This window comes from Pseudonocardia kongjuensis, from assembly GCF_039526905.1.
In the GTDB taxonomy this organism is placed as follows: Bacteria; Actinomycetota; Actinomycetes; order Mycobacteriales; family Pseudonocardiaceae; genus Pseudonocardia; species Pseudonocardia kongjuensis.
In genome coordinates this window covers 236,493-258,732 of the sequence record NZ_BAAAJK010000018.1, presented here as the reverse complement: position 1 = coordinate 258,732, position 22,240 = coordinate 236,493, and the positions used below count along the sequence as shown (strand labels likewise).

General features: G+C 75.6%; 17 protein-coding genes. 10 read left to right on the top strand and 7 right to left on the bottom strand.

What is annotated here, in order from left to right; genetic code table 11:
* Positions 1–77: 77 nt before the first annotated feature.
* Together ABD160_RS18930 and ABD160_RS18925 are read right to left on the bottom strand one after the other, a co-directional pair.
* Positions 78–3,011, bottom strand: a complete 2,934-nt coding sequence (locus ABD160_RS18930) for an arabinosyltransferase domain-containing protein (protein WP_344024265.1) — start codon at positions 3,009–3,011, stop codon at positions 78–80.
* Positions 3,008–4,993, bottom strand: a complete 1,986-nt coding sequence (locus ABD160_RS18925) for a glycosyltransferase (protein WP_344024262.1) — start codon at positions 4,991–4,993, stop codon at positions 3,008–3,010. The genes ABD160_RS18930 and ABD160_RS18925 overlap by 4 nt, the downstream gene beginning before the upstream one ends.
* Before the next feature lie 179 nt (positions 4,994–5,172).
* On the opposite strand from ABD160_RS18925, the gene ABD160_RS18920 reads away from it, so the two are divergent.
* Complete coding sequence (locus ABD160_RS18920) at positions 5,173–5,646, top strand: nucleotidyltransferase domain-containing protein (protein WP_344024260.1); 474 nt, start codon at positions 5,173–5,175, stop codon at positions 5,644–5,646.
* 15 nt (positions 5,647–5,661) lie between these two features.
* Positions 5,662–5,814: a HepT-like ribonuclease domain-containing protein gene (locus ABD160_RS18915; RefSeq protein ID WP_344024373.1), complete on the top strand. Its 153-nt coding sequence runs from the start codon at positions 5,662–5,664 to the stop codon at positions 5,812–5,814.
* A gap of 1 nt (position 5,815) precedes the next feature.
* Here ABD160_RS18915 and ABD160_RS18910 read toward each other — a convergent pair whose 3' ends face one another.
* Complete coding sequence (locus tag ABD160_RS18910; RefSeq protein WP_344024257.1) at positions 5,816–6,478, bottom strand: hypothetical protein; 663 nt, start codon at positions 6,476–6,478, stop codon at positions 5,816–5,818.
* On the opposite strand from ABD160_RS18910, the gene ABD160_RS18905 reads away from it, so the two are divergent.
* Positions 6,468–6,686 (top strand): hypothetical protein, encoded by a 219-nt coding sequence (locus ABD160_RS18905; RefSeq protein WP_344024255.1) that lies wholly within the window; start codon positions 6,468–6,470, stop codon positions 6,684–6,686. The genes ABD160_RS18910 and ABD160_RS18905 overlap by 11 nt on opposite strands.
* Before the next feature lie 58 nt (positions 6,687–6,744).
* Here ABD160_RS18905 and ABD160_RS18900 read toward each other — a convergent pair whose 3' ends face one another.
* Positions 6,745–7,884 carry an iron-containing alcohol dehydrogenase family protein gene (locus ABD160_RS18900; protein WP_344024253.1) on the bottom strand — a complete coding sequence of 380 codons (1,140 nt, stop codon included), beginning with the start codon at positions 7,882–7,884 and terminating at the stop codon, positions 6,745–6,747.
* Positions 7,881–8,993, bottom strand: coding sequence for a mandelate racemase/muconate lactonizing enzyme family protein (locus ABD160_RS18895; RefSeq protein WP_344024250.1), 1,113 nt, complete (start codon positions 8,991–8,993; stop codon positions 7,881–7,883). Before ABD160_RS18895 ends, ABD160_RS18900 begins: the two co-directional genes overlap by 4 nt.
* A gap of 178 nt (positions 8,994–9,171) precedes the next feature.
* Here ABD160_RS18895 and ABD160_RS18890 point away from each other — a divergent pair, with 178 nt between their 5' ends.
* Together ABD160_RS18890 and ABD160_RS18885 are read left to right on the top strand one after the other, a co-directional pair.
* Complete coding sequence (locus ABD160_RS18890; RefSeq protein WP_344024248.1) at positions 9,172–9,960, top strand: IclR family transcriptional regulator; 789 nt, start codon at positions 9,172–9,174, stop codon at positions 9,958–9,960.
* Positions 9,961–10,039: 79 nt separating this feature from the next.
* Positions 10,040–11,089: a hypothetical protein gene (locus ABD160_RS18885; RefSeq protein WP_344024246.1), complete on the top strand. Its 1,050-nt coding sequence runs from the start codon at positions 10,040–10,042 to the stop codon at positions 11,087–11,089.
* A gap of 54 nt (positions 11,090–11,143) precedes the next feature.
* Here the strand turns inward: ABD160_RS18885 and glf are convergent, their stop codons facing one another.
* Positions 11,144–12,361: a UDP-galactopyranose mutase gene (gene glf / locus ABD160_RS18880; protein WP_344024244.1), complete on the bottom strand. Its 1,218-nt coding sequence runs from the start codon at positions 12,359–12,361 to the stop codon at positions 11,144–11,146.
* 145 nt (positions 12,362–12,506) lie between these two features.
* On the opposite strand from glf, the gene ABD160_RS18875 reads away from it, so the two are divergent.
* The 5 genes from ABD160_RS18875 (at position 12,507) to ABD160_RS18855 (ending at position 21,264) form a co-directional block, all read left to right on the top strand.
* Entirely contained in the window at positions 12,507–14,591 is a 2,085-nt protein-coding gene (locus tag ABD160_RS18875; RefSeq protein WP_344024242.1) for a DUF6541 family protein, read from the top strand.
* Positions 14,592–14,719: 128 nt separating this feature from the next.
* Positions 14,720–16,879, top strand: coding sequence for a DUF6541 family protein (locus tag ABD160_RS18870; RefSeq protein WP_344024240.1), 2,160 nt, complete (start codon positions 14,720–14,722; stop codon positions 16,877–16,879).
* A 49-nt stretch (positions 16,880–16,928) separates the two neighbouring features.
* On the top strand, positions 16,929–17,708 hold the full coding sequence (locus ABD160_RS18865; RefSeq protein WP_344024237.1) for a class I SAM-dependent methyltransferase: 780 nt from the start codon (positions 16,929–16,931) through the stop codon (positions 17,706–17,708).
* Positions 17,657–19,603: an arabinofuranosyltransferase gene (locus ABD160_RS18860; protein WP_344024235.1), complete on the top strand. Its 1,947-nt coding sequence runs from the start codon at positions 17,657–17,659 to the stop codon at positions 19,601–19,603. The genes ABD160_RS18865 and ABD160_RS18860 overlap by 52 nt, the downstream gene beginning before the upstream one ends.
* A 98-nt stretch (positions 19,604–19,701) precedes the next feature.
* Positions 19,702–21,264: a hypothetical protein gene (locus tag ABD160_RS18855; RefSeq protein ID WP_344024233.1), complete on the top strand. Its 1,563-nt coding sequence runs from the start codon at positions 19,702–19,704 to the stop codon at positions 21,262–21,264.
* Here ABD160_RS18855 and ABD160_RS18850 read toward each other — a convergent pair.
* On the bottom strand, positions 21,254–22,144 hold the full coding sequence (locus ABD160_RS18850; RefSeq protein WP_344024231.1) for a glycosyltransferase family 2 protein: 891 nt from the start codon (positions 22,142–22,144) through the stop codon (positions 21,254–21,256). The two genes, ABD160_RS18855 and ABD160_RS18850, sit on opposite strands and share 11 nt — an antisense overlap.
* Positions 22,145–22,240 lie beyond the last annotated feature (96 nt).

Genomic DNA, 22,240 nt, shown 5'->3' with positions numbered 1-22,240 from the left:
GAAGAGTGATCACCGTGCCGGTGCGCAAGACCGCGATCCGCGTGGCCGGACGCACCACGACGACGATCATGGCGGCGTCAGCCCAGGAAGTCCCGCCCGGTGTACTCCTTGTTCGCCAGGCTCGGCAGGCGCTCCCAGCCCCACCGCCGCTCGCTCCGCACGGTCAGGTCGTAGCCGTCGGTCGGGTGGTCGTACACCACCCGCTCGACGTGCCCCCAGCCGAACGCGGCCCGCCCGGGTGGCGGGTCCAGCCGGGACGGCAGCTCGTCGAACGTCGCGGTCCGCCCGATCCCGGTGAGCACGCCGCCGTTGGGCGCGAAGAACGCGTTGTCCTCGGTGGCGCCCTCCAGGCCGTCGCCGACCCGCAGCCGCCACTGCGGGGCCTGTGCGATCCCGTGCCGGACGACGATCTGGTCCTCGCACGGCCACAGCAGCGCCGAGACCTGGTCGGCGAACACCGGGTCGCCGCGGACCACCTCGGACGCCGGACGCTCCCGGGCGGGCACCGGGGCGCCGACGCCGATCAGCGCGCCCGGCGGGTTCTCGACGACCAGCCGCACCGGGGCGGCGTCCCCGGACAGCTCGACCTGCAGGTCGTGCCAGCCGGACTCGGACGAGCCGGGCAGCTCCGGCCGGACCGGGGCGGTGGCGCCGTCGGCGGACTCCACCGTCACCGATGCGCCGGCGGCGAGCTCGCCGGTGACCGGGACGAGCAGCGCCGTGGCGCCCCGCGGGACGTCGAACCAGCCGGTGCGCAGCATGCCGGCGTCGGCGGCGTGCCACGCCGGCCCGGGCAGCGCCGGCCGGTCCGGTGCCGGGCCCTCGACCATGGCTCCGGTGAGCTCCGCGGGCCCGTCCGGCGGGGGCGGCCCGTCGTCGGGCACCAGCACGGTGACCGCGTCGGCCAGCCCGCAGGGCTCACCGGTCAGCGACGCCAGGTTCATCGACGCCACCGACGCCCCCGGTGCCTGCTGCACCGGCGCGACGGTGAAGACGAGCAGCATCAGCACCACCCCGCCGGTCGCGGCGGTGCGCAGCACGGCTGCGTCCGGTCCGGCCCCGGACGGCCGCCCGGCCCGCCGGCGCCGGTGCGCCCACCAGAGCGCGGCGACCGCGACCAGCAGCCACAGCAGCGGGCTGCGCAGGTACAGCGGGCCGAGGTGCGGCGCCAGCACGTCCTGGTGCACCGGCGCGTCGACGACCGAGTGGTTGCCGAACGGCTGCCCCCAGTCCCCGAACGGCCGCCACAGGTTCGGGCCGGCGTAGATGACGGCCGCGACGAGACCGAGCGCGGCGGTGCCGATCGCGACCAGCCGGCCCGGGGCGCGCCGGGGCAGCGGGCCGCGGACCAGCGCGATCGCCAGCAGCAGGGTGGCCGGGGCGGCGACGGCACCGAAGTGGTTCACCCACTTGGTCGGGCTGAGCCCGACCGCGACCAGGCCGAGCGCGGTCGCGGCGAGTGCGAACCCGAACGCGCGGCCGAGCGGGCCGCCGGTGCCGCGGCGGGTCACCAGCCGGACCACCCCGAGCACGACGACGGCGACGGTCAGCAGCACCGGCAGCCGCCGGCCCCAGGCGCCCTGGTCGTCCGGGCCGAGCAGGTTGGCGTAGTGCACGATCTCCCGCCACCACGGGTACTGGAAGTAGTACCAGCGGTGCACCGCGACCGACTCCCGCACGTCGGCGAGGGTGGCGTCGGCCAGTCCGAGCGGCACGACGACGCTCGCCGCGGCGAACGCGACGGCGAGGGTCGCCAGCCGGGTGACCCATCCGGCGTGCACCAGGTGCCACCACACCAGCGGCAGCGCGAGCAGCAGCGGGACGGCGGCGACCAGCGCGGCGGGCGCGGCGGTCACCCCGAGCACGGCGACCGCCGTCGCCGGGGCGAGCAGGCCGACGGCGCCGGTGCGCAGCGCGGCGGCGACCAGCAGCAGCACCCCGGCCGCGGCGACCGTCCCGACCGGCTCGGGCCGCAGCGTGATCCCGTAGGGCAGGAACCAGGCCAGGTGCGCGACGGCGAGCGCGGCGACCACCGCGGGCCGGGCGCCGACCCGGTCGGCGAGCACCACCATGGTCAGCCGCAGCAGCACCCAGGTGCCGAGGCCGAGCAGCACCGGCACCGCCCGCAACGGCAGCAGACCCCAGCCGGCGAGGCTCCCCCAGAACTGCATCAGGTACTGGCCGGTGGTGAACGGCGCCTCGGTGACGTTGAACTGGTAGATCGCGTTGCCGATCGCCCCGGTGTCGGCGCCCTGGCGGGCCATCAGCGCGTACCAGGAGTCGTCGATGTTGACCGGGCCGAGCACCGCCCAGGCCAGCGTCACGACGACGACCACGGCGTCGGCGATCCCGGGCCGCGGGCGCACCGCGAGGATCGGCCGGGTCCCGGTCCAGCTGCGGACGGCGACGGCCAGGGTCGCGGCCAGCGCCAGCAGGTGCGCGACCAGCAGGCCGACCTTGAGCGGCGTCGGCGACGACTCGTAGCGGGCGTCGGTGTGCAGCTGCACGCCGAGGCCTGCGGTGTCCGGGCCGGTCAGCGTCGTGGACAGTTCCGCGACCTGCGGTGGCGCGAGGTCCGGGTACTCGGCGAGGGTCGCCCCGTCCCGGGTGAGCACGGTGCCGCCGGCGTCCGCGGTCACCGTGTACGTGCAGTCCCCGCCGGCCGGGCCGGTGTGCAGCACCTCGGTGCCGGAGCGGATCGTCAGGGTCCCGCCGGTCACGGTCGCCGACAGCCCGGGCGCGGTGACCGGGTCGTCGACGGCGGCGGGCATCGTCCGCAGGACGTCCCCGTCGGCGGTCGGGGCGCACGGGATCGTGGCGGTGAGCTGCAGCGGCCGGTACGGCGACAGCGGGAGCACCGTCGACGACGGCTCCTGTCCCGCCCGGGGCCAGCTGACCACCGGGTCGTCCGCGTCGACCGGGGCGAGCGCCGCGGCGAGCCCCAGCAGGCAGGTCAGCGCACCGAGCAGGAGCAGAACCAGGCCGCGCCGCGAGCGGTCGGCCCGGCTCACTCGAAGATGTGCTTCCAGCCGTCCCGGCCGGTCAGCGTCGGCTCCGCGGCCCGGTAACGGCCGCGCAGCGTCCCCCAGTCGGCCGCGACCGCGCGGTGCAGCCGCAGCGACTCGGTGACCATCTGCTTGAACAGCAGCGGATCACGCCGCCGGAACGTCACCCCGCGGCCGTCCGGTGTGGACACCGTCGCCGAGTCCAGCCCGGCCAGCACGAACCACTGGGCGTTCGCCCACGGGACGTTGCGCTGCGGGCGCTCGCGCAGCGCCGGGTCCGGGGTGCGCAGGTTGCGCAGCACGCCGCGGGCCAGGCCGAGCGCCGCCTTCGCCCGACCGACCGGCGGCTCCGGGAACAGCTGGGCGCCCAGCGCGTCGAGATCGGCGAGCGGGACGTCGGTGGCGGAGTTCAGCGGGCGGCCGTCGTCGTAGCGGGACCGCAGCTCGCGGATCTCGTCGAGCACCACCGGCAGCTTCGGGAACAGTGCCTCCGGCCCGGCCAGGAAGTCGGTGAACGCCTTGATCTGCAGCGCCACCGCCGAGTACTCCATCAGCATCAGGTGCCGCAGGGTGCGCTTGAAGGTCTCCTTCAGCAGCGCCCGCGGGTCCTCCGGGCCGCGCAGCGCGGCGGCGACCAGCCGGTTGCGGTAGTGGAAGTACGCCTGCCAGTCCGACGAGTCGTCCTTCTCGATGAACGACATGTGCCAGATCGCGATGCCGGGCACGGTCGCCGTGCGGTAGCCGGCGGCCCGGGCGCGCAGGCCGTACTCGGCGTCGTCCCACTTGATGAACAGCGGCAGCGGCAGCCCGAGGTCCTCGGCGACCCGGCGCGGGATCAGGCACATCCACCAGGCGTTGTAGTCGACGTCGACCCGGCGGTGCAGCCACGGCGACTGGCGCAGCGTGCGGGCGGCCAGGTCGTGGTGCGACTCGGTCTCCGGCGCCGGCCGCCACATGAACTGGTTGCGGTCGACGACCTCGCCCATCGTGGACAGCTGGGAGCGCGCCTGCAGCGACAGCATCTGCCCGCCGACCAGCATCGGGGAGCGGGCGAACCGGGAGAACGCGACCGCGCGGAGCACCGAGTCGGGCTCCAGCAGGATGTCGTCGTCCATGTAGAGGATCTGCTCGCAGTCGATGCCGCCAGCGTGCGGCCCGGTGCCGTGCAGCACCTCGTACATGATCCGGGCGTAGCCGCCGGACCCGCCGAGGTTGGGCTGGTCGATGATCCGCAGCCGGTCCCCGAGCAGCGCGGCGGCCTGCTCGTAGCCGGCCTCGTCGCGCACCTTGCGGGTGCCCTGGTCGGGCAGGATCACCGCGGTCACCGTGTCGAGCACCTGCGGATCGGAGCCGAGCGCGGTGAGCGTGGCGACGCAGTCGGCCGGCCGGTTGAAGGTCGGCATCCCGACGACGACGGCGGCCCGCCCGGGCGCGTCGTGCGGCGCGTGCCAGCCGCCGCCGTGCAGGTGCAGGCCCTGCTCGGCGGCTTCGTCGGTGGACAGGTCGAACCAGTACCAGCCGCCGTCCTCGAACGGCCGCAGGTCCAGCTCCAGGGTCACCTGCCGGCGGCCCTGCACGAGCTCGCCGGTCACGAAGATCTGCGAGCCGTCGGCCTTGGTGCGGTAGACGTCGACCCGGCCGGTGCCCTCCAGGTCGAGGCGCAGCTCGATCGCGGTCAGCGTGGACCAGGCCCGCCAGTAGCCGGCGGCGAAGGCGTTGAAGTAGGCGCCGAAGGACACCTCGGTCCCCGGCGGGACGGTCGCGGCGGTGCGGTCGTGCACCCGGGTGCGGCGCCCGCCCGCGGTGGAGACGGTCAGCGACAGCGGGCGGTCCTGCTCGCCCCGCAGCGGCTCGACCGGGGCCAGCGTGGTGCCGGGGCGCTCGTCGAGGTACAGCGCGCGCACCGCGAACGGGTCCGCCGGGCGGGGCATGATCACCCGCTGCAGCAGCGTCTCGCCGGTCGTCGGGGACTGCGCGGTCTCGGACACCTGGTGGCCTCGTCGATCCGTGGGGGCGGTGGTCATCGCAGAAACTGCCTCGGGGGTCGGCTGGTTCCGGTCGTTCCCGTGCCCGGGCGGCCGCGTCGCTCGGCCCGGTCGGGGTCGCCCGAGCGTAGCCGCGGGTCGCGGGCGCTCCGGGAGGCGGTCGGGCGCGCCACCGATCCGGAGTGGTACGTCCGTTTCGCCGGGTCGGCCGGGCGCCGCCCGCCGTGCTGCGGGCGCTCCCCGGCATGGTGAAGACTGGCCGGGTGTCCGGCACCGAGCAGGAGCTCCGGGACGCCGCCGTCGCGGTGTTGCGGTCGGCCGGCGCGCGGTTCGCGTTCGTGCACGGCAGCCGGGCCGCCGGCGGGTCGCCCCGGCCCGGCTCCGATCTCGACCTGGCGGCGTGGTGGCCCGCCGATCCGCCGGCGTCCTTCGAGGTGGACCTGCCCGCCGGGGTCGATCTGCTGGTGCTGCACGACGCGCCGCTGGAGCTCGCCGGGCGGGTCGCGCTGCACGGCGAGCTGCTGTTCGACGACGATCCCCCCGCCCGCGTGCGATGGGTGGCGACCACCCGCAAGATCTATCTCGACGAGCTTCCCCGGATCACTCGGGCGCACCGGGAGTTCCTGGACGCGATGAGGAGCCGGGATGGTCGATGAGGCACGGGTCGCGAGCTGGCCGATGCCGTCGCCCGGGCCGTCGGTTTCCGGAACGTACTGGTGCACGACTATGTCGAGGTCGACGACCGGATCGTGCTGGCCCGGCTGGCGGACCCGTCGGACCTGGACCGTTTCGTCGGTGCCGTGGCGGGTTGGCTGCCCCGCTGACTCAGGCGCCGCAACCGTCGTGCGTGACGCCGTCCTTGCAGAACACCAGCGTCCGGTCGCCGCTGCCGAGCAGCACGACGCCCGGTGCGGGCTCCTCGACCGGCAGCAGGTCGCCGACCGGGAACTCCGGCTCGTCGTTGCTGGTCACGACCTCGGCCACCCACGGCCCGCCGCCGACGTCGTAGATCCGCAGCTCGACCCGGCCGACCTGCTGCGGGCCGTCGGGCTCGCAGGGCACCCCGGGCCGCTGCGACGGGCAGGTCTCGTAGGTGCGGAAGGTCAGCAGGCCGGTGCCGGACGGGTCGGCGTCCAGCGAGCGCCCGTGGCCGTAGGACCGCCCGGCCCAGTACGGCTGCCCGCTCGGCGCCGGCGTCCCGGTCGCGGCGCCCGGAGCGCGCTGCCCGACGCCGACGAACGCCAGCCGGCCGTCGGCGGTCAGCCCGAACCCGTGGTCGCCGTCGCTGAACAGGTAGGCGATCTCCGGCCGCGGCTCGGGCGGGTTGCGCAGCGCGGACGCGAGCTTCGCCTGGTTCGCCGGGTCGCTGAGCCGGTCGGCGACGACCGTCCAGGACGCCGCGCCCGGCGCCGGGCTGTACCGGTCGCGGACCGGGGTGGGATCGCCGGAGGACAGCGCGGCGTCGAGCACCCGGGCGGTGTCGGTCACCGCGGCCGGGAGCGGCGCCCCGGTCGTGTCGACGGACGCGATCGCCGGGCCCGCGTTCACCGGCCCAGCGCTCGCCGGCGCGGAGTTCACCGGCCCCGGGTTCACCGGCGCCGGGCTCACCGGCGCCCCGCCCGCACCCGTCGAGCAGCCCGCAACCAGCACCAGCCCCACCAGCACCGCCCAGCACCACCGCACCCCGGCACCCTAGTCCGGCGAGGGGTACACCGGCGCTGTTCCGGCGGGCGCGGGGGGCACCGCTGCACCTCTCACCAGGCGGCGTCGAGGATGTCCCGGACGTCGGCCTCGCTCGGGGGGCGGGGGGCGTTGGCGGTGACCGGATCGGCGACGGCGGCGGCGGCCAGTACCGGCAGCAGGTCGCGGGCGGCGCCCAGCTCGCGCAGCGTGCGGCGGACGCCGATGCCCTCGGCCAGCGCGGTGACGGTGTCGATCGCGGGAGCCGGGCCGGCGGGGGGCGCCGCGCCGTCCAGCGCCCGGCGCACCCGCTCGTACGGTGCGGCGGCCGCGTCGGCGCTGTAGCGCATGACCTGCTCGTTCACCGCGGCCAGGGCGATCCCGTGCGGGGTGCCGAGGTGCGCGGTGACGGCGTGCGCGATGCCGTGCACCAGTCCCAGCCCGGACACGGTCAGTGCCTGCCCGGCCAGGTGCGCGCCGAGCAGCAGCTGCGAGCGGGCGTCGAGGTCGGTGCCGTCGTCGACGGCGACCGGCAGCCACCGCCCGACCAGTGCGACGGCCTGCGCCGCGGCCGCGTCGGAGACCGGGTTCGCGCCGCGCGAGGCGAGCGACTCGACGCCGTGCACGAGCGCGTCGAACCCGGTGGCGGCGGTGATCGCGGCGGGCAGGCCGAGCGTCAGCTCCGGATCGAGCACCGCGACCCGCGGCCGGACCGACGGGTGGCCGAGGTAGATCTTGCGCCGGGCGCAGGTGTCCTCGACGACGCCGAACCCGTTCGTCTCGGCCCCGGTGCCCGCGGTCGTCGGGACGGCGACCAGCGGCAGCCCGTCGACGGGCGAGTCCCAGAGCGGGTCGGTGGCGTGCGCGTCGGGGTGGGTGGCGAGCAGCGCGATGCCCTTGGCCGCGTCGAGCACCGATCCGCCGCCGAGGCCGATCACTACGCACGGCCCGAACCGGCGCAGCGCGACCGCGCCGGCGTCGACGACCGTGGTGGACGGGTTCGGCCCGATGCCGTCGAACACCCCGGTGCGCAGGCCGTCCGCGGCGAGCCCGCCGAGCACCCGGTCGACGATGCCGGTGCCGCGCAGGCCGGCGTCGGTGACGACGAACGCCGAGTCCGCGCCCAGCCCGTCGACCAGGGCGGACAGCCGGGAGACCGCGCCGGGACCGAACTCCAGCGCGCAGGACGGCGCGATCGAGAACCCGGTGCTCATGTGATCCGCCACCGCTGCACCGCGTCCTCGTCGAGCACGACGCCCAGACCGGGCGCGGACGGCACGGCGATCGTGCCGTCGCCGCCGACGACCGGGCCGGACAGCAGCGGGAAGTCGCGGCGGGCGGGCGTCCAGTCCGGCGGGTCGTACGGGAACTCGAACCACGGCCCGCCGCCGACGCCGGCCGCGACGTGCAGGTTCGCCAGCACCCCGATGCCGTTGGTCCAGCTGTGCGGGGTGAAGGCGCGGTGCCGCAGCATCGCCAGCTCGGCGAGGGTGCGGGCCCGGCTCATGCCGACCGAGAGGACGACGTCCATCTGGTAGACGTCGAGGACGTCGCGGTGGATCCAGTCCACGATCTCCGGCACCGAGTGCGCCATCTCCCCCGCCGCGATCCGCAGGCCGGGGTTCTCGGCGCGCAGCGTGCGGAAGCCGTCGGCGTCGGCGTAGGGCAGCGGCTCCTCGACCCAGAAGACGTCGAGATCGGCGAGCCGGCGGACCAGCCTGCGGGTGCCGGCCAGGTCGGTCGCGGGCGCGATGTCGCCGGCCATCCGCCAGGACTGGTTGAGATCGACCATGATCGTGAAGTCGTCGCCGAGCGCGGTCCGGACCGCCGCGACGGTGGCGACGCCCTCGTCGATCCGGTCCCGGTCAATCCGGATCTTCGCCGCGCGGAAGCCCTCCTCGGCGACCCGGTGCGCGACCTCGACCCGCTCGGAGGCCGGCCGCGGCACGCAGAACGACGCGTAGGCGGGCACCCGGTCGTGGGTGCCGCCGAACAGGGTCGCGACCGGGAGCCCGGCGGCCTGCCCGGCGAGGTCCCAGAGCGCGGCCTCCAGCGGCCAGTAGTTGCCGCCGTGGAAGGTGCAGGTCTCGATGGCGCGGACGTGCCGGGCGATCGCCAGCGGATCGGTGCCGACGAACAGGTCGCGGAAGGCGTCGAAGCCGTCCATCGTGTCGCCGGAGCCGATGCCGACGAGACCGGCGTCAGTGTGCACCCGCACGATCGTGGCGTCGAAGACGCGCCGCGGGACCGGGTCCCACGCGGCGTGCAGCGGCGGGTCCAGCGGCAGCCGCAGGCGGTCCAGGGTGATGTCGGTGATCTTCATGGGTTCCCGGTCGGGGACGGCGGCAGGTGCCGGCCCGGGGCGCGATCGGGGGGTTCGCACCCCGGGCCGGTCGGCGCCGACGCTAGGCCGGATCGCGTCGGCCGACCAGGTCGGTCCGGACATCGCAACCGTCGTTGCGCTGCGGGCAACCCCGCACGTCCCGGCTACTGTCGGAGGGGTGACGCAGGCGCCGCACACCGGGCACGGGCTGGCCCGCGACATCGACCTGCTGGAGGCGCTGGCCTCGCCGCAGGCGCACCGCACCGGCGGCCTGGGCGTCGCGCAGGTCGCCCGGCTGACCGGCCGGGAGAAGAGCCAGGTGTCGCGGACGCTGCGCGCGCTCGCCGACGCCGGGCTGGTCGAGCGGGACGCCGACAGCCTGGTCTACCGGCTCGGTTGGCGGCTGTTCTCGCTGGTCGCCCGGGGCACCGACGGCCGGCTGACCGGCGTCGCGGAGCCGGTGCTGCACCGGCTCGCGGTGGCGACCGAGGAGACCGTGCACCTGTGCGTGCTGCGCGACGACGCGCTGCTCACCGTGCGCACCGTGTCCGGGCACTCGTACCGCACGTCCGGCTGGGAGGGGCACCGCGCACCGCTGGCGTGCACCTCCGCCGGGCGGGTGCTGCTCGCCGACGCCACCCCGGACGAGCTGTACGTGCGGTTCGGCGCGGTGGACGATCTGGTGCCCGGCCATCCGGACGCGACCGCCCGGACGGTGCCGCAGCTGTGGCAGGCGATCCGGGAGGCCGCCGAACGCGGCTGGGCCGAGGTGCGCGAGGAGTTCGAGCCGGGGGTGTCCGGGGTGTCGGCCCCGGTCCGGGACTTCCGCGGCCGGGTGGTCGCGGCGATCAACGTGATCGGCCCGAGCGGTCGGATCGGTGACCGGCTCGGTGAGCTGGGCCGGACGACGGCCGCCGCGGCCCGCGCGGTGTCCGCGGAGCTGGGCTGGGCGCCGGGCGCGGGGTGAGGGCGGGCTCGGTGGTGGGCTGCCGTGGTGGCGGGCGCGTCGCGGGTGGGCGGCCGGTCCGCGTCGGCACACTGGGCCGATGAGCGGGCATCCGCCGCCGTCCTTCGCCGGTGACGTGCTCCGGGTCGCCGCCCCGACGGCGCTGACCTGGGCTGTCGTCGTCTGCGTCGGGTGGCTGGGCACGGCCGGGACCGACGTCGATCTCGGGCCGGTGCCGTGGGTCGGTGCGACGTTGCTGCTGTTCGGCGGGCTCCGGCTGGTGGTGCGCGCCGCGGACCGGCGGGCCGAGGCCGTGCGGCCGGACCGCCGAGCCACCGGCAGCACCGCTCGCCCCGCCGGCACCGCACGCCCCGCCGGCATCGCTCGGCCCGCCGGCACCGCACGCCCCGCAGCGCCCGGCGGCGCGGCTCGGCCCGGACGGCCGGGCCGCCCCGCCCGACGCGGCCCGTCCCGGCTGCGCACGCTCGGCACGATCGGGTTCACCTCCGCCGCCGTGGTCGGGACGGCGCTGGCCGCCTCCACCGGACGCGGCTCGATGGGCGGGACGCTGCTCGCCGCCGCGGCGGTCGGGGCGGCCGTGGCCGGGGTGCTGGCCGGGGAGCTGTGGACCGAGGACCGGGCCCGGCGCGGTGCCGGTGCGCTGCTCCGGCAGCCGCCGCCGGTGACGACGGGTGTCGCCGCACCGCCGGGCGGCGAGACCCTCGCACTGCGCCGCACCCGGCGGGTGCTCTCGGCGACCCCGGCCGAGCGGTGGGCCCGGGGGGCCGCGGTGGCCGCCGCGACCGGCGCGATCTGGTTCCTGCTGCCGCTGGCCGGGAAGCTGCTGGCCGACGCCGGGTTCGACGTGCCGTCGGTGGTGCGGTTCGTCCTCACCGCGCTGCCGACGGTGGCCGTCGGCACGGTCGCGGTGCGCCGCGAGGTGGGCGGCGGGACCGTCGTCGCGGGTGCGGCGGCGGGTGTCGCGATCGGCGGGCCTGCGATGTCGCTCGTGCACGCCGCACTGGGCGGGCCGCCGGCCACGGTCGGGCCGGCCGTGGTGCTCGTGGGTTCCACACTCGGCGCGGTGCTGGCGGCGGCCGGCGTCGGACTGGGTCTCGGTCCGGCCCGGCGGCGGTCGCGGAGCAGCTGAGGCACCGGGCAGCCGAACCGGGGAGACGGTCCGGCGCACCCCGGCCGGTACGGCTCAGTCCTCGGCGTCGGTCCCGGAGAGCGGCCTGCCCTCGGTCAGGTGCGGGACGAGCCGGTTCTCGTACATCGTCAGCGCCGACCCGATGGCCATGTGCATGTCGAGGTACTTGTAGGTGCCCAGCCGCCCGCCGAACAGCACGTTGCGGTTGGCGGTCTCCTTGCGGGCGAGCTCCCGGTAGCGCTCCAGCTTGGCCCGGTTGTCCGGGGTGTTCACCGGGTAGTACGGCTCGTCCCCGGCCTCGGCGGCGCGCGAGTACTCGCGCACGATCACCGTCCTGTCCTTCGGGTAGTCCCGCTCCGGGTGCATGTGCCGGAACTCGAGGATCCGGGTGAAGGGGACGTCGGCGTCGTTGTAGTTGATCACCGAGGTGCCCTGGAAGTCGCCGGTCGGCTCGACCGACATCTCGAAGTCCAGGGTGCGCCAGCCGAGCTCGCCCTCGACGTTGTCGAAGTAGCGGTCCAGCGGCCCGGTGTAGACGACCGGGACGTCCGCCGGGAGCCGGTCGCGGACCTCGAAGAAGTCGGTCTCCAGCACGACGTCGATGTTCGCGTGGTCGGCCATCCGCTCCAGCCACGCGGTGTAGCCGTCGACCGGCAGGCCCTCGTGGGTGTCGTTGAAGTAGCGGTTGTCGTAGGTGTAGCGGACCGGCAGCCGGGTGATGATCGACGCGTCCAGGTTCTGCGGGTCGGTCTGCCACTGCTTGGCCGTGTAGCCCTTGACGAACGCCTCGTAGAGCGGGCGCCCGACCAGCGAGATCGCCTTCTCCTCGAGGTTCGCGGCGGTGCCCGTCTCCACCTCGGCGGACTGTTCGGCGATCAGCTCCCGGGCCTGGTCCGGGCTGTGCGCCTTCCCGAAGAACTGGTTGATCAGCGCCAGGTTCATCGGGAAGGCGTAGACCTGCTCGCCGACCCGGGCGAACACCCGGTGCTGGTAGTTCGTGAAGGACGTGAAGCGGTTCACGTACTCCCAGACCCGCTCGTTGGACGTGTGGAACAGGTGCGCCCCGTAGCGGTGGATCTCGATCCCGGTCTCCGGCTCCGGCTCCGAGTAGGCGTTGCCGCCGATGTGGTTGCGGCGCTCCAGCACCAGCACCCGTTTCCCGAGGCCCTGCGCCACCCGCTCGGCCACGGTCAGGCCGAAGAACCCGGACCCGACGACGATCAGGTCGTAGCCGGCGAGGTCGTGTCCTGCGAGGTCGCGACTGAAGCTCACGAGCCACGAGGGTAGGGCAGCCGTGATCGAGGGCACCGAGCGGCTTCGGTACCCTCTCAGACGGGCCGCAGAAGCGGACGTATCCGGCATTCCCGCTGAGTATCGGCCCCTTGGCCATCGGAGGACGGGGAGGAATCGGGCCGCTGTGAGCTGGTTGTCCGCGGTTCCCCTGGTGCTGCTCGCCGCGGCCTGGGTGACCCTGCCCGGGCTGGCCGTCGGCGTGGCCGCCGGCCTGCGCGGGATCGCCGCGTGGGGTGCGGCGCCGCTGCTGTCGGTCGGACTGATCGCCGGATCCGCGGTGGCCGCGAGCCTGCTGGGCGTCCCGTGGAGCGGGATGGTGCCGGTCGCGACGGCCGCGCTGTTCGCGCTCGTCGTGGTCGGGACGCGGCGACTGGTGGCCCGGCGCCCGCTGCTGCCGACACCGGCCCGCGTCCGGGAACGGACGGCGAGCGCCTGGGAGACGTTGCGCACCGGTGGGCCGGACCGGCGGTGGACCGGGCTGGCCGCGTTCGGCGGCATGCTGATCGCCTGGGTGCTGGGCTTCCGGGCCGCGATCCGCGGGATGGACCGGCCGGACGCGCTGTCCCAGACGTTCGACTCGAACTTCCACTACAACGCGGTCGCCCGGATCCTGAACACCGCCGACGCGTCGTCGCTGACCGTCGGCGGGCTGGTGAACTCCCCCGGCTTCTACCCGTCGGCCTGGCACGACGTGGTGTCCCTGGTGGTGCCGCTGACCCCCGGCCCGGGCGAGATCGTCGTCGCGTCGAACGTGGTCGCACTGGTGACGACGCTGCTGATCTGGCCGCTGTCGGTGCTGCTGCTGGTCCGCACCCTGGTTGGCCGCTCCGCGGGCGCCGCGCTCGCCGCGCCGGTGCTCTCGCTGGGCTTCATCGCGTTCCCCTGGACGCTGGTCACCTACGGCGCGCTCTGGCCGAACCTGCTGGGTGTCGCGCTGATCCCGGCGGCGCTGGCGACGGTGGCGATCGCGGCCCGCCCGGGGCTGGGCCCCGCCCCGGCCAGCCCGGCGCGCCGCGGCCCCTATCCGCCGGGCCGGGTCGCCCGCTGGTTCCCGGTCGCCGCGGCCGTGCCGGCCCTCGGCTTCGCCCACCCGAACGCGCTGTTCGGCCTGGTCGTGGTGGCCGTCCCGCCGGTGCTGTGGGGACTGGCCGGCGCGGTCCGGCGCAGCCTGCGGTCGGGCCTGCGGGCGAACCTGCGGACGCTGGCGACGGTGCCGGTGGTCGCCGCGGTGGGTGCCGGGCTGGCCTGGTTCATGTTCGTCTCGCCGATCCTGGACGGCATCCGCGGCTACTACTGGGAGCCGCAGGTCGGCTTCCTCGGCGCCGTGCGGAACGCACTGCTGCACAGCCCGGACGGCAACGACCCGGCCTGGTCGATCGCGCTGCTCACGGTGGCCGGGTCGATCGTCGCGCTGCGCCGCTCGCGCACGGCCTGGCTGGTGCCCTCGCACGTGCTGGTGTGCACGCTCTACATCATCGGGGCGAGCACGTGGTCGTCGGTGTGGACCGGGGTCTGGTACAACGACGCGCCCCGGATCGCCGCGCTGGTCCCGGTCACCGCGGCGCCGCTGGCCGCGCTCGGCCTGGTCGCGCTGTGCTCGCTGGCCCGCCGGGTGGCCTGCGTCGCGCGGGACGCCCTCACCCGCGCCGCCCCGTCGGTGCAGGCGTGGCCGCGACCGCGGGCCGCGGTGCTGGTGGCGGTCGGGGTGCTCGCCGTCGTCGTCACCTCGGGCGGGCTCTACCAGCGCTCGCACATCGACCAGCTCGCCGGCATCTACCAGACCCCGGAGCAGGTGCTGGTCGGCCCGGAACAGGCGCAGTTCCTCCGCTACGCGGGCGAGCTGCTGCCGGCCGACGCGGTGGTCGCGCAGAACCCGTGGGCCGGCACCGCGATGCTGTGGCCGCTGACCGACCGGCAGGTGCTGTTCCCGCACCTGACCGGGGTGTGGTCGGAGGACCAGCTGCTGATCGCCGACCGGCTGCGGGAGGCGTCCACCGATCCGGCGGTGTGCGCCGCGGTCGCCGAGACCGGCGTCGGGTACGTGATCACCGCGCCGCCGACGTTCTGGGAGCCGGACCCGCTGGCGTCGAACTGGCCCGGTCTGGACGACCTGCACGAGGCCGACGGCTTCGAGCTGCTCGCCGAGGACGGCGACAACGCGCTCTGGCGGATCACCGCCTGCGACGCCGGCCGGGTCGTCGGGTCATGATCATCCGGACGGGTGCTCCCGCGGCGGCCCCGGACGTCCGCCGGTAGGGTTCCGGCGCCCGTCACGCACCGCTCCGGAGCGCCGGGCCGGCCGGCGGCCGCCGCCGGGAGAGGAGCAGCGACCCCCTGATGGCCACGCCCACCTGGCTGTCCGCACTGCCCGCCGCGCTCGCCGTGGTGTTCTGGGTGCTGGTGCCGGGCCTGCTGGTGACCAGGCTGTCCGGGCTGCGCGGGATCACCGCGTGGGGGGCGGCGCCGCTGGTGTCGGTGTCGCTGATCGCGACGTCGGCGGTGCTCGGCACGCTCCTCGGGATCCCGTGGGGGCCGTGGGTCCCGCTCGGTGCGGCACTGCTGGTGGCCGCGCTGGTGGTCGTCTTCCACGGGTTCCTCGCCCGGCGCCCGGCCGGGAGCGCGCTGCACCGCGGCTGGGGCCCGGCGCTGCGGACCTGGGAACCGGCCCGCCGCGCGCGGGCCGCGCTGGTGCGCCTGCAGACCCCGCGCGGCCGGTTCGCCCGCACCCCCGAGCCGCTGACCACCGCCATGCCGCAGGTCTGGCGCACCTCCGCGCAGCGCGAGGGTCCGGACGGCAGGCACGCCGGTGTCGCGGCCCTGGCCGGCACCGCGGTCGCGGCCGCCGTCGCCTGGCTGACCGTGGTGCTCGGGTTCGGCCCGGTGGACCAGCTGTCGTCCACCTACGACGCCGTCTTCCACTACTCGGCGATCGCGCACGTCCTGGGGACCGGGGACGCCTCGTCGCTGACCCTGGGCACGCTGACCAGCCCGACCAGCTCCGAGGCGTTCTACCCGGCCGCCTGGCACGGCCTGGTGGCGCTGGTCGCGATGAGCTCCGGCTCGGGCGTCCCGATCGCCGCGAACCTGACCGCGTGGGCGGTGGCCGCGGTGGTGTTCCCGCTGTCGGCGCTGCTGCTCACCCGGCACGTCGTCGGCCGCTCGGCGGGCGCCGCCTTCGCCGCCCCGGTGCTCGCGACCGGGTTCACCGCGTTCCCGTGGGCGCTGATGGCGTTCGGCGTGCTGTGGCCGAACCTGCTCGGGGTCGCGCTGCTGCCGGCCGTGCTGGCCGTGGCGACGGCGCTGCTGGGCCTGGCCCGGGATCCGGTGCTGCGCCCCGGCGGCGCCGCCGCGCTCGGTGCCGCGGGGGTACTGGCGCTCGGCTTCGCGCACCCGAACGCGGTGTTCAGCCTGGCCGTGCTCGTGCTGTTCCCGCTGGTGTGGGCGCTGCTCGCGCTGACCCGGCGGCGGCTGTTCACCCGCCGGTTCTGGCAGCCGCTGGCCGGGCTGGCGGTGACCGGCGGCGGGGTCGCGCTGGTGGTCTGGCTGATGGTGGCCTCGCCGCTGCTCGCCGGGGTGCGCAGCTTCGACTGGCCGGCGTTCACCAGCACGCCCGAGGCGGTGCTGCAGGTGCTGCTGCACTCGACGAACGTCCGTCCCGCGCTGTGGGTGCTCGCGGCGCTGGTGCTCGTCGGCGCGGTCGTGTCGCTCCGCCGGTTCGCGACGTCCTGGCTGGTCCCGGCGCACGCGGCGGCGGGAGCGCTGTACGTGCTCGCGGCGTCCCGGGAGGACGCGCTCACCGCCGGCCTGACCGGCGCCTGGTACAACGACTCGTTCCGGCTGGCCGCGATGGTGCCGGTCACCGGCGTCGTGCTGGCGGTGCTCGGCGTCGTCACGCTCGCCGGGCTGCTGCGGTCGCTGCTGCAGCGGTTCGCCCGTCCGGCACCGGCCCGCCGCGGGGTCCCGGCCCTGCTCACCGCCGGCGTCACCGCGCTGGTGCTGGCCGTCACCGGCGGGCTGTACGTCCCGACGCACGCCTCGGTGCTGGCCGGCCCGTACCAGCAACCCGGGGACACGCTGCTCGAACCGGGCCAGCGCGAGTTCCTGGAGCGGGTCGGGACGATCGTGCCGGAGGGGGCGGTGGTGGCGGCCGACCCGTTCACCGGGAACTCGCTGCTCTACCCGCTGACCGGGCGCGAGGTCCTGTTCCCGCACCTGATCGGCAGCTGGACCCCCGACCAGACGGTGGTCGCCACCCGGCTGCGGGACGCCGCGTCCGATCCGGAGGTGTGCGCGGCCGCGGCGGCGACCCGGGTCGGCTGGCTGATCAGCGGGCCGATCACGTTCTGGCCGTGGCACGGCGGTGCGCGCTGGTACCCCGGGCTGCACGACATCGAGCCGGTCGACGGGTTCGAGTTCGTCGCCACCGACGGTGCGAACACGCTGTGGCGGCTGACCGCCTGCGACGACCCGCAGGGCGTCGCGGAGCCGCAACCCTGACCCTCGTACCGTGGGTGCCCCGACCGGCCGAACGGAGAACATCCCCGCCGTGGATCCGAACCCCCAGACCGACCTCCCCGAGTACGAGCGTTCCCTGCGCATGGTGGAACGCCGCAGGCTCGCCACCGGCTTCGCCAAGCAGATCGCCATCACCACGGAGCCGTTCCTGGACCGCCCGTTCGCGCAGTGCCGGGTCGCCGACATCGGCTGCGGCTACGGCTACACGGCGCTGGAGCTGGCCGGCCTGTGCCGCGAGGTCGTCGGCATCGAGCCGAACGGCGCGCTCGCCGCCCGGGCGAACACGCTGGCGGAGGAGGGCGGCGCCGACAACTTCACCTTCCGGGTGCAGGGCATCGGCGAGTTCGGGCACGGCCCGGACGCCGGCGCGTTCGACGTGGCGGTGCTCGACAACGTCCTCGAGCACCTCGACGACCAGCCGGACGCGCTGGAGCGCATCTCGGCCTGCCTGCGGCCCGGCGGCGTCGCCTACATCCTGGTGCCGAACCGGTGGTGGCCGATCGAGGCGCACTACTCGCTGCCGTTCCTGGCGTGGCTGCCGCTGCCGCTGGCGAACCGCTACCTGCGGCTGTCCGGCCGGGGCAGCGACTACACCGACGCCAGCTACGCCCCCGGCTACCTGCGGATGCGCAGGCTGCTGGCGCAGCGTCCCGAGCTGGACGCCCGGTTCACCGTGCCCGGCGACGTCAGCCTCGCCGAGGGCGGCGGCTCCGCGCTCTACTCGGCCGGGGTGCGCGCGCTGCGCCGGTTCCCCGCGCTGTGGGCGATCTCGAAGGCGTTCCTGGTCGTCGCGGTGAAGAAGCCGGCCTGACCGAGGTGCCGGGCGACGGGCGGGGGGCCGGGCCGGGCGGTGCGCTCACCGCCGGGCACCGGCGGTCCGCCGCACTCGCCGACCTGCTCCTCGGCCCGGTGGTGGCCGTCGCGGCGGTGACCGGGATCGTGCTGCTGGCCGACGCCCTCCCGATCCCGGCCGGCTCGAACGTGGCGCTGGCGATCACCGCGTCCGGCGGCGCCGCGATCGCCGCGCTGCTCGCCGCCGCCGCGCTGAGCACCCGGTACGCCGTCCCGCTGAGCTGGGTGGGGCTGGCCGCACTGCCCGCCTGGCCGCTCGCGCTGTTCCTGGCGAACACCCCGCACTACCTGTTCGGGGTGTCCGGCGACCAGCAGTTCCGGGTGCAGTTCCTGACCCGCTTCGCCGACTCCGCCCGGCTCGCGGACTTCGCCTACGCCGATCTCCCGCCGTACTACCCGGCCGCCTGGTTCTGGATCGGCGGGCGCACCGCGGCGCTGCTCGGCGTGGAGGCGTGGTCGTTCCACAAGGCGTTCTCGATTGCGACGCTGGCCGTCACCGCAGTGCTCACCTACGCGCTGTGGTCGCTGGTCACCACCCGCCGCCGGGCGCTGGGGGCCGCGGTCGCGACCACGCTCGCCGGGCTGGCGACGCTCGCCGCGTACACCCCGTACTCCTGGCTGACCGCCGCGCTCGTGCCGCCGCTGGCGGTGCTCGGGCTGCGCCTGGTCCACCGGCGCCCGGGTGCGGCGTGGCTGCGCACCGCCCTGCTGGTGGGCGTCGTCCTCGGGATCGCCGCGGTCACGCACACCCAGATCCTGGTGTTCGCCGGGTTCGTGCTGACCGTCCTCGCCGCCGACGCCCTGCTCACCCGGTCGGCCCGGCCGGTGCCGCTCGCGGCGACCGTCGGCGTCGTGCTCGCCGCCGCGCTGCCGCTCACGCTCGTGCACTGGCTGCCCTACCTGGCCGCGTCGGCGGGCGAACCCACCTACAGCGCCGGCCAGCACTTCCTCGCCGAGACCGGATCGCGCTGGCCGCTGCCGATGCTCGAACCGACCGCGCTCGGCGCGCTGTGCCTGGTGGGGACGGTGTGGATCGTGGCCCGCGCCGGCCGGTCCCCGGTCGCCCGCGCGCTGGGCGTGACCGCGGCCTGCGGCTACGCCTGGTACCTGCTGTCGACGCTGCTGCTGGCCGCCGGGACGACGCTGCTGGCGTTCCGGATCGAGCCGATCATCACCGCGGCGCTCGCCTGCGGCGCGGTGTGGGCGGCGGCCGACGGGCTGCGGCGGCTGCGCGGCGCCGGTCACCGGAGCCGCCCCGCCGTCGCGGTGGTCACGGTGCTGGCGGCGGTCGCCGTCGTCGCCCAGGTGCAGTCCGTCCCGGAGACCTATGCGTGGGCGGGCACCGCGCAGGACCACCGCCCCGACGGCACCCGGCCCGACGGCAGCCGCGACCCGGCCGACGCCGACGCCTGGCTCGGCGAGCTGCGCAGCACGGTCGACGGGCTGACCGGCCGCGCGCCGCGGGAGGTGGTGCTGGCGAGCGCGAACCAGAAGCTCCTCACCTACACCCCGTACTTCGCCTTCCAGACCTCGGTCGCCCAGTACGCGAACCCGCTCGCCGACTTCCCGGCGCGCACCGACGAGCTGCGCCGCTGGGCGACCGCCGCCGGGCCCCGGCAGCTGCTCGCCGCACTCGACGCGAGCAGGTTCCGGGCGCCGTCGGTGTTCGTGTTCGACCGGGCACCCGACGGCGGGCTGCAGCTGCCGACGTCGGAGGACCGGTTCCCCGACCCGGACGCCGGGGCGCCGCCCGCGACGTTCGCCCCGCAGCTGTTCGACGATCCGGCCTGGGAGCGGCGCGACGTCGGGCCGTACGCGGTGCTGGTCCGGGCCGGGGTCCCGCCGGTGCCCTGACCCCCTGAACGGTCCGACGAGCCCGGCGGACCGGCCGGCGGCTCCGCGGACCGGCGCCGGTTGACACCGCCGCAACGCGACCGGGGCAGACTGCACGCATGCTCCGCGTCCCCCGCCCGCCCGCCGAGCGCAGCGCCCCCGCACGCCCGGTCCGGGCGCGGCCGGCACTGTTCCTCGCCGCACTCGCCGCGCTCGCGGTCGGTGTCTGGGCGTGCTGGTCGGTGACGGTCGACGACGCCTACATCACCTACCGGTACACGGCGAACCTCGCGCACGGGTTCGGACCGACCTGGAATCCCGGCGCCGACCCGGTCGAGGGCTATACCAACTTCCTCTGGATGCTCTGGCACATCCCCTGGGTGTGGCTGGGGGTACCGCTGCCGGTGGTCTCGAAGCTGACCGCCGCGACGTGCGCGGCGGCGATCGTCTGGATCCTCGCGACCGAACCGCGCACCCGCACCGGCGCGGCACTGGCGGTCGGCGCGTTCGTGCTCTTCCTGCCGACCTGGGTACACGTGGACGGTGGCCTGGAGACGGCCCCGTTCGCACTGGTGGTCCTGCGTGCGGTCGTCGTCGCGGCCCGCCTGCTGCGGGACCGGGACGCCACCGTCCGATCATGGGAGCTCCCGGCACTGTTCCTGGTCGCCGGGATGCTGCGCCCCGACGGCATCCTCGCCGTCGCACCGCCGCTGGCCGTGTGGGCGTGGCTGCGGCGGCGGGACCGCCGCACCTGGACCGCGCTGATCGTGGCGGCCGCGATCGGTGGCGCCTACACGGCATGGCGCTGGTCGTACTTCGGGCATCCGCTGCCGAACACCTTCTACGTGAAGGTCGGGGTGGAGGCCGCGACCGACGGCCGCTGGATCCGCACCACCCTGGCGCTGCTGCTGCCGTTGCTCCTGCTCGCCGTCGCCGGGCTCTTCCGGCGGTCGACCGCCCCGGTCGTCGCGGTGGCCCTCGCGAGCTGCGTCGCGCTCTACGCCATCCCGGCGCTCACGGCTCCGGCGATGGACTACCTGTCCCGGTTCGCCTGGCACGGGTTCCCGGTGCTCTGTCTGGCCGCCGCCCGGACCATCGACGCGGTCGGACGGCGGCGGCTGGCCGCGGTGGGCGCCGCCGTCGCTGTCGGCTGGACCAGCGTGGCGGGCTTCCTGCAGCCGGACGGACCGACGATGGTGAACTACGGCGAGGACCTCCGCCGGGTCCACATCGCCATCGGTCTGGGGCTCGCGGACGCCGACGTCCCGGCCGACCGGCGGACGGTCGCCATGACCGACGCCGGCGCGATCCCGTACTTCTCCGGCTGGCGGGCGACCGACTACATCGGCCTCAACGACGAGCGGATCGGGCACGGCGCGAGCCCCACCGATGTGCTCCTCGCCGACGAGCCGACGGTCCTCGTCGCGACCGGGCCGACCCCGGAGCTGCAGACCACGTCGTGGAACACCGACCTCCCGACCGCGGTCGGTGATCGGGAACTGGTCGCCGTTCTGCGGGCCCGACCGGCCTACTACCAGCAGGTCTACGCCGACCGGGATGTCGCGGACCAGGTGCGGACCGCCATCGAACGCCGGGTCGCCGAGGCCGACGCCGTCACCGACGGCCGGTTCGACCAGACCTACTCCCGCTGGGCGCAGCGGCTGCTGGGTCTCAGCGGGTGAGCAGGTGCGATCCCAGCGCCCGCAGCGCCCCGGGATCGCGCCGCAGCACCGCCCCCGGCACCTGCACGGCGGCGTTCAGCCGGGACGACACGTGCACCCGCGCGGCCCGCGCGGCCCGGTGCCAGCCGCGCGCGGTCATCCGCTCGGCCTCGGCCGCGAAGAAGCGCCGCTCCTCGGCGAACCGGTTCCCGGCGGCGGCGCCGGAGCCGGAGTCGCTGGTGCGGTGCCGCCGGTAGCGGAAGCACACGTGGTCGTCGACGACCATCGAGCCGCCCTCGGCGACCACCTGCAGCGGCAGCGCCAGGTCGAACACGTCCGCGGACTCCGGCATCGTGACCGATCGGACCGCCGCCGTCCGCCAGCACAGCGACGGGTTGTAGAGCCAGTTCCCGCGCAGCAGGCTGACCGCGAGATCCTCGCCCGCGACCTCCCGCGGCCCCGACCCGGACGGCGCCAGCAGCGACTTCACCCGGTCGGCGAGCGGCCGGACGGCCTGGTCCCGGTCGTCCATCACCGACACCCCCGGCTGGACGACGGCGGCGCCGGGCCACCGGTCGTGCAGCGCGAGCACGGTGTCCAGGTAGTGCGGCAGCATCAGGTCGTCGGCGCCCATCATCACGAAGTACTCGAGCTCGACGTGCTCGATGCAGTACCGGTTGTTGCCCTGCGCGCCGAGCCGCTGCGGGTTGCGCCGGTAGCGGATCCGGTCGTCGTCGAGCCCGGCGAACCAGAGCGCGATCGAGTCGTCGGGATAGCCGTCGTCGACGACGGTGAGCCGCCAGTCGGCGCGGTCCTGCCGTTGCACGCTGCGGACCGCCCGGCGCAGCAGGTACGGGTCCCCGAAGAACGGGAGCATCACGTCGACGGTCGGCGCAGGCACGGCCCGACCGTAACGGGCGGTGCCGGCCGGCCCCGGGTGGCCTCTGCGATCCGGTGTCACCCGGCGTCGGCGTCGCCCCGGGTCCGCGCGGCGCAG

Bases quoted from the DNA above. Each gene is read 5' to 3' on its own strand.
- ABD160_RS18885 (WP_344024246.1), top strand. From the start codon at position 10,040: ATGAGCGGGCATCCGCCGCCGTCCTTCGCCGGTGACGTGCTCCGGGTC.
- ABD160_RS18870 (WP_344024240.1), top strand. From the start codon at position 14,720: ATGGCCACGCCCACCTGGCTGTCCGCACTGCCCGCCGCGCTCGCCGTG.
- ABD160_RS18855 (WP_344024233.1), top strand. From the start codon at position 19,702: ATGCTCCGCGTCCCCCGCCCGCCCGCCGAGCGCAGCGCCCCCGCACGC.
- ABD160_RS18895 (WP_344024250.1), bottom strand. From the start codon at position 8,993: ATGAAGATCACCGACATCACCCTGGACCGCCTGCGGCTGCCGCTGGAC.
- ABD160_RS18900 (WP_344024253.1), bottom strand. From the start codon at position 7,884: ATGAGCACCGGGTTCTCGATCGCGCCGTCCTGCGCGCTGGAGTTCGGT.